The following is a 12,341-nucleotide window of genomic DNA, read 5'->3' as shown; positions in this document are numbered from 1 at the left end:
CCTGTTGCACAAGGACTTTAAATTTTCCACGTGCAACACCTAAGTTGATGTTTTTCGCCCAATCGGTAACTTGTCTATATTGTTTTCTTGGCGCTTGCTGTATTCTTCAGTTTGATTTTGTTAAATGTTCGCCCTCTCAGGGGCTCACCCTGGGGCATCGCACTGCTAGGCCTTGCGCTGAAGTAGTTCGATCATCCGCGCTTAATCCATTCGCATGCGTCGTTCATTTCTCGCCCTGCAAGGCACGGCTTCGCCGTTCTTTGCGAGGTTAGCTGTTGCGCTTAGATCGCGCGGTCATGTCGTACGCAGAGTTAATTTTTGCGGGGGTGACGTCGTGTATGGAAACGACACCGAAGGGTGGAATTACACAGGCAAGTCGGAAGATCTGGGCGACTGGTATCGCGCCCTCCTGGGAGGGCAGCAGTTCACTGACATTATGATGTTTGGTGATTGCCGAGCTATTCATACACCGATGCATCCCCTTGCAGCGGAGGCTGGTGTCGACGTTCATGTCTTTGAAGAAGGCTATGTCCGTCCGCATTGGTTGACACTCGAAAGCCACGGGGTTAACGGTCGTTCTCTGATGTCGCGGGATCCGGGCTGGTATCTGGAGCAACGGAAGCTCATGCCTCCCAGCGTTCCACCCAAGGCCACTGGCTATAATCTTCAGGAGCGCGCTTATCACGACATTCGATATCGGGTGGCCAATACGCTGTACTCGGCGCGCTTCCCGCATTATCGTTCTCATCGTCCGCGCAACGGCCTCTCCGAATATTCGGGTCTTGCCAGGCGCGCTATGATTCAGCGCCGGCATCACAGAAATGCCGAAGCCGTCACGCGGAGCTTGCTCGATTCGCAAGCCGCCTACTACCTTTTCCCTCTCCAGCTTAACTCTGACTCGCAGATCGTTGTGCATTCGCCCTTTGATGGTGTGCGCGATGCCATCGCCAAGGTTATGCGTTCGTTCGCATCGAATGCACCGGGCGACGCAAAGCTTGTCATCAAGAATCATCCGCTAGACACAGGTCTATTTGACTATAAACGCTATTCGGAATCGCTAGCAGGTGAGTTGGGCATGCGGGACCGGCTGCATTTCATCGACGCCGGTCACCTTCCTACGTTGCTCGAGCATGCAAAAAGTGCGGTCGTTGTAAACAGTACGGTTGGCCTGTCGGCACTGCATCATCGCTGTCCCCTGATTGCGCTCGGTACTGCGATATACGACATCGCTGGCCTCACGTGGCAGGGCAGCATCGACGATTTCTGGCGTCTCGCCGAGGCGCCCGACGTCAATCTTTATGAGGCATTCCTCGACTACGTGATTCACCATACCCAGATCAACGGTGATTTCTACACTCGCACCGGCATCGAAATGGCCGTGCAAGGCGCCGTTCGGCGTCTTGAGTTGGCGCATGACTGAAATGGCTGAGCCGGCTCAACGTTTCATCATCATCACCGGCGCCAGCGCCGGCATCGGCCGTGCGCTGGCACTCGCCTACGCACAACCCGGCATGACCCTCGGCCTGATCGGTCGAAACGAGTCGCGACTTCAGGCATGTGCCGACGCCTGTTGCGCCAAAGGCGCGACTGTCATCACAGGCCTGCTCGACGTACGCAACGCCCAGGCCATGCAAGCCTGGCTCGAAGCTTTCGACGAAAATCATCCGATCGACCTGCTGATCGTTAACGCCGGCGTCGCCAGCACGCTCGCATCCGTGGACGACTGGGAAGCGCGCGAGCGCACCGCAACTATCGTCGATACCAACTTCTACGGCGCAATGCACGCCGCATTGCCCGTTATCGACCGCATGCGCACACGCGGCCACGGTCAGATCGCGTTGATCAGTTCAATCGCAGCGCTGCGCGGCATGGCCATCTCGCCAGCCTATTGCGCAAGCAAGGCCGCGTTGAAGGCATGGGGCGACTCAGTGCGTCCGATCCTTGCGCGCGACGGTATTCGTGTGTCAGTCGTGCTGCCGGGCTTCGTCAAGACAGCCATGAGCGACGTCTTCCCTGGCGACAAGCCGTTCCTCTGGTCGGCCGACAAAGCCGCCCAGCATATCCAGCGCAAACTGAAAGCAGGGCGCGCCGAAATCGCTTTCCCCACTCTGCCTGCTTTTGGCATGCGCCTTCTGCCATTGCTGCCCGCGGCAATTGCCGATGCCATTCTGGACGGCCTGTCCTATTTGCCCCGCGAGGAGCGCTGAGTGGAAACGACGCTCGCGCTCAGCTTCGCTGCCGCCGCCGGCCTCGCGCTTCTGCCCGAAGCGATCGCGGTGCCGCGTGCGTCGTTGCGCCGTTCGCCGATCGCCTTTGCTTTGCATATCGCCGCGATCGTTTTTATCTGTCTGTGCCTGTTGCTGGTCACGGGGCGCGTCAGGTTTTCCGCATTTGTCGCGATCGCGCTGGTCGCATTGCTTGCCGGTGTAAGCAACGCAAAATATGCGTCCCTGCGCGAGCCGTTTGTCTTCACCGATCTCAGCCTCTTCAGTCAACTGTTCGCGCATCCGCGTTTGTATTTGCCCTTTCTCAGCGCAGGGACAGTGGCAGCGATCGTCGTTGGCATCGCGGTTGTTATCGGCGGTTTCGTCGCGGACAAGCCAATGGCCAGCAGGCCATTGGGCGCTATCGCAATCGCTGCCGCAGCCTGCCTCGCCGCTGCCTATCTGCTCGCCACCCGCCTGCCGCTCATACTGAATCCGTGCGACGACCAAAAGCGTCATGGTTTCTTCGCCGTCTTCATCGCCTATCTCCTCAACGGCATGAAACCGGCAACGTCGCGCCAGCTGCGCAACGCGCTGGCTACGGGTCCCTTTGCCACAGGCGCGCCGCGATCGACCCCCGACGTGATCCTGATCCAGAGCGAATCGTTCTTCGACGCGCGTCGCCTCACTGAATCGATCACCCCAGCCATACTGCATCACTTCGACACTGCACGCCGCGAGTCTGTCCAGCACGGCGAGCTGACGGTCCCCGCATGGGGCGCCAATACAATGCGCACGGAGTTCGCGGTCTTGACTGGTATCGAAGGCGCGCAACTCGGCTATGCGCGCTTCTATCCGTACGCATTCGTGCGACGCGCCTGCGTATCGCTCGCTTCGTGGTTCAAGCAGGGTGGTTACCAGACCAAGGCAATTCACCCGTACTACGCGGATTTCTTCGGTCGCGAACGAGCTTTCAAACATCTTCAGATCGACAGCTTCCTCGACATCAAATCATTCGCCGATGCTCATCGCGCCGGTCCGTATGTCGCCGATATGGCGGTGGCGGAGTCGATCACCGAGGCACTAGACGAACCACGCGACAAACCCGCCTTCATCTTCGCGATGACGATGGAAAACCACGGTCCCCTGCACCTTGAACCGGTACAGGCAGGCGAGGGCGCAGCCTTCCACACGCTCGGTGACGACGCACGCTGGCGCGATCTGACCGCCTATCTGCGGCACCTCGCCAACGCCGACGCGATGCTCGGCCGCCTGCTTTCAGCGCTACGCGCACGGCGTCGCGACACGTTGCTGTGCTTCTACGGCGATCACGTGCCCGCACTGCCGCACGTATTCAGCGAGCTCGGTTGCAAACCCGCTCGCAGCGACTACATTATCTGGCGCAATTACGGCGACGCGCCCGCCACGAATAAAGATTTGGGCGCCGAACAACTCGGCCTGACCCTGATTCGAGCACTCGAACCGGGCTTGCCGAGTACTGAATCCGCGCGCACGTTGCACCCAACAACAGAACGATGACCAAACAGATTGCAATTGTGGGGATGGCCTGCCGCTTCCCAGGCCATGTCGAGAGCCCCGAGGATTTCTGGACACTGCTGCGCGATGAAAAAGACGCGGTTACGCAAGTGCCGACGGACCGTTTCGGCACGGAGTTCTATCAGCACCCGTCCAAGCGAGAAGCAGGCAAGAGCTACACTTTCTCCGCCGGCGTGCTCGACGACGTCGCCGGTTTCGACGCGCCCTTCTTCGGTATTTCACCGCGCGAAGCACAACAGATGGATCCGCAGCAGCGCCTGCTGCTTGAACTCGCATGGGAGACCTTTGAGGACGCGGGCGTGCGTCCGCGCGACATGGAAGGCAGCAACTGTGCGGTCTACGTCGGCGTCGCGAGTCCTGACTATGGCAATCGTTTCGTCGATGACCTGAACGCGATTGACCCGTATTCGGCGACGGGTAACACGCTGAGCATTGCAGCGAACCGTCTGTCGTATCTGTTCGACTTGCGCGGGCCGAGCGTATCGGTGGACACCGCGTGTTCGTCGTCGCTGGTTGCGTTGCATCAGGCGTGTCAGGCGTTGCAGTCAGGCGACGCCGAGATGGCGCTCGCGGGCGGCGTCAATCTGCTGCTGCATCCGTTCGGCTTCGTGACATTCTCGAAGGCGTCGATGCTGTCGCCGCGCGGCCGGTGCCGTGCGTTCGACGCAAGCGGCGACGGTTATGTCCGTTCGGAAGGCGGCGCGCTGGTGATGCTCAAAACGCTGGAGCGCGCATTGGCCGACGGCGACACGATCCACGCGGTGATCGCCGGCTCGGGCGTCAACTCGGACGGCTACTCGCAAGGTGGCATCAGCGTGCCGGGCGCGGCCACGCAAGCGGCATTGCTGCGCACGGTCTACAAACGCGCGGGCATCGATCCGCGCTCGCTTGCCTATGTCGAGGCGCACGGTACGGGCACGGCGGTCGGCGATCCGATCGAAGCGCGCGCGCTGATGGAAGTCGCGTCGGCAGGGCGGCCGGTTGATCGGCCGCTGCTGATCGGCTCGGTGAAAACCAACGTGGGCCACCTCGAAACCGCTTCCGGTATGGCCGGCCTGATGAAAGCGATTCTGTGCCTGAAGCATCGCGCTGTACCGAAGACGCTGCATTTCGAAACGCCCAATCCGGCGATCGATTTCGTCGGCGGCCGGTTGCGCGTGGTGGACCGTCTGACGCCGCTCGACAGCGGCGCGGAGCCGTTGGTGATTGGCGTCAATTCGTTCGGGTTCGGCGGCACGAACGCGCATATCGTGTTGCGTGAAGCGCCGGCGCAGGCAATGGCCGAAGAACGCGTCGAATCGGTTGACACGACGCTCCCGCCGCTGATCCTGTCGACCCGCTCGCAGGCCGCTTTATCGGCGCTCGCCGCGCGCTATCTGTCGATGCTCCATAACGGCACGCCGTGGGCCACGCTCGCATCGAACGCCGCGCATCGCCGTCAGTGGCTGAAGCACCGGGCGATCCTCGCGCCTTCGACGGAATCCGAAGCGCGCGCGATACTCGCCGCGCTTGCCGCGCCGACGCCGGAGCAAACGGAGCCGGCACTCGTGCAAGGCGAGGCGCCAGGCGACGACACACGTCTCGCGCTCGTGTTCTCCGGTAACGGCGCGCAGTGGGCGGGCATGGGCAAGCAATTGCTCGAGCAGGAGTCGGTGTTCCGTGCAGCGCTCGACGAACTCGACGCGCTGTGGCGCGCGGACGGCAGTCCGTCCCTGGTTGAGGTGTTGCGCGACGGGGTGAGCGCTGAATGGCTGGAATCTACCGAGCATGCACAGCCATTGCTGTTCGCGCTTCAGGTCGGCGTGGTTCGGGTCATTGAGGCACGCGGCGTCGGTTATGACGTGTGCCTCGGCCACAGCGTCGGCGAGGTCGCCGCGGCGTGGGCTGCTGGCGCGTTGACGCTGAAGCAGGCCGTACACGTGATCAAGATCCGCAGCCGCGCTCAGGGAAGCACGCGCGGCATGGGCCGGATGGCCGCCGCCGGTCTCGGCGAAGGCGCGATGCGCGCGCTAATGGCGCAAGTCGGCGTGGACGGCGCGGTGGAAATCGCGGGTGCGAACAGTCCGCAGGCGGTCACGCTGGCCGGCCCGCTTGCAGCGTTGCAGATCCTCGAAGCAGCGGTGAAGGAAAGCGGCCGTTTCTTCCAGATGCTGGAACTCGACTACGCATTCCACAGCCGTCAGATGGATCCGATCGAGCCGAGTGTGCTTCATGGCCTCGCCGATCTTGTACCGAAAGTCGCGGCGCGCAGCTTCGTCTCGACGGTCACCGGCGCAGAACTCGCTGGCACCGCGCTCGATGCCCACTACTGGTGGCGCAATATTCGCGAGCCGGTGCGTTTCGGCGACGCCATCGCACAGGTCGCCCAGTCCGGCGTGCGTCTGTTCCTCGAAGTCGGCCCGCATTCGATCCTGCGCAGCTACGTCACGCAAACGCTCGACGAGGCCCACGTAAGCGGCCGTTCGCTGCCGACGCTCAAGCGCAATCACGACAGCGCGCAGATGCTGCATCACGCGATCTATGCGGCGCTCGCGAACGGCGCGCGCGTCGATGCCGAACGCTTTGCACCGGCCGGCGCACGCGTTGCGCTGCCGTCCTATCCGTGGCAGCACGAACATTACTGGCTCGGCCCGACCCCCGAGGCGTACAACCTGGTTAATCGCCGCCGCGAACACCCTTTGCTCGGCTACCGTCTTCGCGAGCACGCGCTCGCATGGGAAAATCAGCTGGATCCGGCCGGCCTTCCGATGCTCGCCGACCACGTGGTCGATGGCGGAGTGGCGTTCCCGGGCGCGGGCTATGTCGAGATGGCGCTCGCCGCGGCGCGCGTGCATTTCGGCACCGATAGCGCCGCAGTGGAGAACCTTGAAATCCGTTTGCCGGTCGTGTTCCAGCCGCAGCATTCGAAGCTGTTCCGTTTCACGGTAGATGTGCGCACATCGGGTTTTACGATTGAAACGCGCGACCGCATGTCCGACGAAGCGTGGTCACTCAACGTCACCGGCCGCCTGCTGGCGAGCGGCTGTGCGCTCAGTACGGAAGGCGACGCGCGCGCACTGCCAGCCATCACCCTCACCGGGCTGTTCGCGCAGCCGGCCATGTGCGGCACAACGTTGTATGCCAACACCACCGCGATCGGCTTGAGCTACGGTCCGGCATTCCAATGGGTGCGCGCGGTGCACGTCGACGCGAACGCCGACATGGCGCTGGCGGAAGTGGAAGTCCCCGCCGTACTCGCGCAAACCGAATCCGAACTGAGCGCCTATGCGCTTCATCCGGCCTTGATGGACAGCGGTTTCCATCCGCTGTTCGCCCTGCTCGCATCCGCGGATCCGGCTGGGACCGAACACGCTGCCTATGTGCCGGTGCAAATCGGGCGCATCGACTATCTGCGCGGCGACGCGGTCCGCTACGTGGTCGCCCGGATCGAGCGGCGCAGTCCGCATTCGGTGGTGGCATCGTTCGACTTCGCCGACGCGCATGGGGCGATCGTCGCGCGGCTCGGCGCATGCCGCTTCCGCCGCGTCGATCTGATGGGGCGCCGTCATCATGCACCTGCACGTTACGCCTATATCGTAGAGGCCAAGCCGCTTGACGCCGACCGCGGCGCACGCATGTTGCCGGAGCCGACCGCGTTGCTGGAAGATGCCGCCGCGGCGTTGGCTGCGCAGGAAGATCAGTCGCGCAGACAGGCGCATCTGACTGAAATGCTGCCGCTGCTCGACGTGCTCGCCAGTGCCTACGCATTGAACGCACTCGATGCGATAAACGTATTTGCAGAACCGTCGCTGCCGGACTGTGCGCATCCGGCACTGCTGACGCGTCTCGTGCAGATCGTCGTTGAAGACGGTTTGGCGCAGCGTGACGGAACGCGTTTGGTGCGCGACGCCGTGGCTTGCGCAAACCTGCCGGGCATCGACGAACTTTGGCGCGACCTGCTCGCGCAGTCGCCCGCGCACGTGGCCGAACTGACCTTGCTCGCGCATTGCGGCGCGGCGCTGCCGGCTGTTTTGCGCGGCGAGGTGAGCGGTGCGCAGATCCTGCCGCCGTCGCGCAGCAGCCTGGTCGAGCATTTCTTCGAAGCGTCGCCGACATGGGCGCACGTCAATGCGCTGACCGGCGCTTGTCTGCATCGCGCCATCGAAGGGTGGAGCGAACCGCGCCGGTTGCGCGTGCTCGAACTCGATTCGCCTTCGAGCGACGTGTTGCAGCCACTCGCGATGCACATGCCGGTGCCACGCTGCGACTATACGATTGCAGGCACGCATGAGCAGCTGAGCGGCTTTGACGCGAGCGAGCATCCGTCCGTCCGGATCGCGAACATCGAGTTCGGTGATGCACCGCGCCTGTCCGGCATCGAGGCCGGCGAGCGTTACGACATTGTCGTGGCAAGCCATGTTCTGGCCGCGCAGACTGAGCCGCGTGCGCTGCTCGCCGCGCTGCGCGGCTGGCTTGCGCCAGGCGCGCTGGTCGTGATCGCAGAGCCTCGTAATAGCCGCTTCGCCGATATCGTGTTCGATCTCGACGCGGATGCCGCGCATGCCAACGCGCGCCGTGCGGCATGGCTGTCGCCGGTAGCGTTGGCGAAACACCTTGAAGAAGCGGGTTTCGATCAGGTCACACGGCATACGGAGCAGGGTCTGGATCTCGAAGGCGCACCAACGCTGATTGTTGCTCGCGAGCCGCTTACGGGCGCTTCTGCTGGCAACGAGACTGGAGCGCAGACGCCGCCGCCTGCGCATTGGTCCTTGCTGTACGCAGCGGAAACCGGGGCCGACGACACCCTGGCTGCTGCCTTGCAGGCAGCCGGCCACACGACGTCGAACAGCACGCTGAAGGTGTTGCGCCATGACATGAGCAAACTGGCCGCGCCGGCGGGGCGCCCGCATCACGTGGTATTCATCGCGCCGGATCAAACCCTGTCCGCCGATGCGGATGGCGCGGACGTAATGCACGCCCAGCAGCAGACCTCGCTTGCACTCGCGCAACTCGTGCGCGATCTTGTGGCGGTGGCAGAAGTCATGCAGCCGCAATTGTGGATCGTCACGCGAGGTGGCGCGCCAGTCGTCACACCGTTCGCAGATGCCGTAGCGCTGCGTCCCGAGCAAGCCGCGATGTGGGGGCTTGGCCGGGTGCTGGCCAACGAGCATCCGGAGCTGTCGTGTCGTTTGATCGACGTATCGCCGGCCTGCCGCGATGCAGATGCCGAATTGGCGCGCGAGCTGCTCGCGTCCGACGGCGAGGAAGAAGTGTTGCTCACCTCACAAGGCCGCTACGTACTGCGCATGCTGCCTGCGGCGAGTGCGGCATTGCGCAGCGAATCGGCTACGCCGGTATGTCCACGGAACGAAGCGGCGGTGCTCGGTTTTGCATCGCCCGGCTCGTTGCGCAACCTTGAATGGTTCGCGCTGCCGCAACGCGAACTCTCGGCCAATGAAGTTGAAATCGAACCCGTCGCAACTGGCCTGAATTTCCGTGACGTGATGTATGCGATGGGCCTCCTGTCCGACGAAGCGGTCGAAAACGGGTTTGCCGGCGCGACGATCGGCATGGAACTGTCGGGGCGCGTCGCGCGCGTCGGCCGGGACGTGCGGCGTTTCGCGCCGGGCGATGCGGTACTCGGTTTCGCACCAGCGTCCTTCGCGAGCCTCGTGCATACGAAGGCCGAGGCCATCGCCCACAAGCCCGAACGTCTCACGTTCGAAGAGGCAGCCACGGTGCCGACCACGTTCTTCACGGCGTACTATGCACTGTGCGAGTTGGCGCGACTGCGCCGCGGCGAGCGCGTGCTCGTGCATGGCGCGGCGGGCGGAGTGGGGATCGCGGCGATCCAGCTTGCGCGTCACTTGGGTGCGGAGGTGTTTGCAACGGCGGGCAGCCGCGAGAAGCGTGAATTCGTTCGTTTGCTCGGCGCCGATCACGTGTTCGATTCGCGCAGCCTTGCGTTCGCCGACGAAATCCGGGAACGCACGCAGGGTGCGGGCGTCGATATCGTGCTCAATTCGCTGGCCGGCGAAGCGATGGTACGCAGCATCGACACGCTGCGGCCGTTCGGCCGTTTCCTCGAGCTCGGCAAGCGTGACTTTTACGAGAACAGCCGCATCGGCTTGCGGCCGTTCCGCAACAACATCAGCTATTTCGGCATCGACGCCGACCAGTTGATGAGCGCATTGCCGGATCTGACCGCGCGCCTGTTCCAGGAGGTCATGCAGCTATTCGCGGACGGCGTGCTGCATCCGTTGCCGTATCGCGCTTTCCCGGCCGAACGGGTCGAGGAAGCATTCCGTCACATGCAGCAGGCGCGTCAGATCGGCAAGATCCTCGTGACGTATCCGGCAGGCACGCCAAGTCCGTCGCGTGCGAGCGCCGGCGCTGAAACGCTGCAACTCGATCCGGCAGCGGCGTATCTGATCGTCGGCGGGACTGGCGGGCTCGGTTTTGCCACTGCGCGCTGGATGATGTCGCGCGGAGCTCGAAATCTGACGCTGGCAAGCCGTTCAGGCGCGCTTGCACCGGAGTTCGCCGCAGAGGCTGCGCATTGGCGCGAAGAAAACGGCACACAGGTGCACGCGGCAGCCTGCGACGTCACCGATGCAGCCGCGCTCGATGCATTGCTCTCCGATATCGCCGCGCGTGGCACGCCGCTCAAGGGTGTGCTCCATTCGGCGATGGTGATTGACGATGGCCTCGTGCGCAATCTCGACGACGAGCGTTTCGCCGCGGTGCTCGCGCCGAAACTGGCCGGCGCGTGGAATCTGCATCGCGCCACCCGTGATGCGCGGCTGGACTTCTTCGTGGTGTATTCGTCGGCGACGACCTTCCTCGGCAATCCGGGGCAGTCGAGCTATGTGGCGGCCAACAGCTTCCTCGAAGCGTTGATTGCGCAGCGCCGCGCTGCCGGTTTGCCGGGCACCTACATGGCGTGGGGGCCGCTGGACGACGTCGGTTTTCTCGCGCGCAACGCTGGGACGCGTGAAGCGCTGCAGGCGCGCATCGGCGGCCTGTCGATCTCATCGGCCGAAGCGCTGGCCGCGCTCGAACGTGCGCTCCTCAATATGAACGCGGGCGAGGCGGTGGTACGGCTCGATTGGCAGGCGCTCTCGCTGGGCATGCCGGCCGCCCGTGCGCGCCGCTACACCGAACTGCATGCGCGCGGCAATCACGAACCGGCCCGGCAGGGCGATGCGCAGATGCGTGACCAGATCTTGAGCCTGCCGTTCGCGGAGGCGCTGCGTCTCGTCCAGGAGACCTTGCAGGCGCAGATCGCGCGCATCCTGCACATGTCGCCGGAAAAAATCGAAACCGGTCGCTCAATTCTCGACATGGGCATGGATTCGCTGATGGGCATGGAGCTCGGCATGGCCGTCGAAGAGAGCTTCCAGGTCAAGCTGTCGATCATGACGATGGCTGAAGGCGCGACGGTGCATTCGCTGGCGCAGCGGATCGTCGAATCGATCCAGACACAGGACGACGCGGCGGAGCCAAATGGCGTCGCGGCGCAAGTGGCTGCGGTCGCAGCGCAACATGCGCTCGATGTCGGCGCGCATGCGCTCGCCGATGTCGCCGATGCGTTGTCGGGACAGACGCATGAGGCAGCGCCCGCGTCCGCGCCAAACGCGGCGGCGGAGCTCGTGTGATGCGCCCGCCCGCCGGTTGGAGCCACCGTGAAGGCACGCTCGGGCGACCGTTGGCGTTGAGCGGTCACGGTCTGCATACCGGCCGACGCGTGAATGTGAGCATTCTGCCGGGCAACGCGGGCAGTGCGCGCGGCATCGTGTTCCGGCGCATCCAGGACGGTCGCGTGCTGGCCGAACTGCCGGTGAGCCCGGCGTTGCGCCGGGGTCAGCCGCTCTGCACGATGCTCGAGGCCTCCGGCGGGGTGCGTGTGCGCACGATCGAGCATCTGCTAGCGTCGTTGCTGACTTGCGAAATCGATCGCGCGACTGTCGAGCTGGATGCCGAAGAAGTGCCGATTCTCGACGGCAGCGCGCGGCCGTGGATCGACGCGATCCGCGCTTGCGGGCGTGTGGAGTTGCCGGACGCCAAGCGCTTCATTCGCGTGCTGCGTCCGGTCAAGATCGCCGACGGCGAGGGCACGCGCGACGAGCGCAGCATCTCGATCGAACCGTCCCGCGTTTACGAAATGACCGTGCGCAACGATCTGAAGGGATTCGGCGTGTTGCGCTGGGACGGCGTGCTGACGCCCGCGAGTTTCGCCGACGAGATCGCGCCGTCGCGTTCATACGGACGCGTCAAGTGGGCGATCCCCGCGATTCTCGCCGGCTACGTGCGTGGCATGCCAATTCTGCGCGGTGCGCGGCTGTCGTGCACCGCGGCGATTGTCGGCAATCGCGTGGTGGGCGGCATGCGCGTGCCTGACGAGTTCGTGCGGCACCGCGTGCTCGATCTGGTCGGCGACATGGCGATGGCCGGCTCGCCGCTGATCGGACGCGTGTGCGCGTTGCGGCCGAGTCACGAAATGAACTACCGGCTGGTTGCCGAGCTGCTCGCCACGCGCGACGCGTGGGAATGGGCTGAATTCACTGCCTGACCATCACTATCAGACAGGCACGTCACGGG

Annotated in this window: 5 protein-coding genes; all 5 read left to right on the top strand. The window is 63.9% G+C overall.

Annotated features, from left to right (window positions below; genetic code table 11):
• Positions 1–214: 214 nt before the first annotated feature.
• Genes PDMSB3_RS36950 through PDMSB3_RS36930 form a run of 5 tightly spaced genes read left to right on the top strand, consistent with a single transcriptional unit; the run spans position 215 to position 12,312 of the window.
• Entirely contained in the window at positions 215–1,420 is a 1,206-nt protein-coding gene (locus PDMSB3_RS36950; RefSeq protein ID WP_165190191.1) for a capsule biosynthesis protein, read from the top strand.
• Between the two features lies 1 nt (position 1,421).
• Positions 1,422–2,207 (top strand): SDR family NAD(P)-dependent oxidoreductase, encoded by a 786-nt coding sequence (locus PDMSB3_RS36945; RefSeq protein ID WP_407670671.1) that lies wholly within the window; start codon positions 1,422–1,424, stop codon positions 2,205–2,207.
• Entirely contained in the window at positions 2,208–3,743 is a 1,536-nt protein-coding gene (locus PDMSB3_RS36940) for an LTA synthase family protein (RefSeq protein ID WP_165190187.1), read from the top strand.
• Entirely contained in the window at positions 3,740–11,398 is a 7,659-nt protein-coding gene (locus tag PDMSB3_RS36935; RefSeq protein WP_165190185.1) for a type I polyketide synthase, read from the top strand. Before PDMSB3_RS36940 ends, PDMSB3_RS36935 begins: the two co-directional genes overlap by 4 nt.
• Positions 11,398–12,312 (top strand): UDP-3-O-acyl N-acetylglycosamine deacetylase, encoded by a 915-nt coding sequence (locus PDMSB3_RS36930; RefSeq protein ID WP_165190183.1) that lies wholly within the window; start codon positions 11,398–11,400, stop codon positions 12,310–12,312. The genes PDMSB3_RS36935 and PDMSB3_RS36930 overlap by 1 nt, the downstream gene beginning before the upstream one ends.
• The last annotated feature ends 29 nt before the right edge of the window (positions 12,313–12,341 follow it).

Origin of the sequence: Paraburkholderia dioscoreae (assembly GCF_902459535.1) — a bacterium.
GTDB classification, from domain to species: domain Bacteria; phylum Pseudomonadota; class Gammaproteobacteria; order Burkholderiales; family Burkholderiaceae; genus Paraburkholderia; species Paraburkholderia dioscoreae.
The sequence above is the reverse complement of the archived record's forward strand: the minus strand, read 5'-3'. Positions and strand labels throughout refer to the sequence as shown.

Bases quoted from the DNA above. Each gene is read 5' to 3' on its own strand.
- PDMSB3_RS36945 (WP_407670671.1), top strand. From the start codon at position 1,422: ATGGCTGAGCCGGCTCAACGTTTCATCATCATCACCGGCGCCAGCGCC.
- PDMSB3_RS36950 (WP_165190191.1), top strand. From the start codon at position 215: ATGCGTCGTTCATTTCTCGCCCTGCAAGGCACGGCTTCGCCGTTCTTT.
- PDMSB3_RS36935 (WP_165190185.1), top strand. From the start codon at position 3,740: ATGACCAAACAGATTGCAATTGTGGGGATGGCCTGCCGCTTCCCAGGC.
- PDMSB3_RS36930 (WP_165190183.1), top strand. From the start codon at position 11,398: ATGCGCCCGCCCGCCGGTTGGAGCCACCGTGAAGGCACGCTCGGGCGA.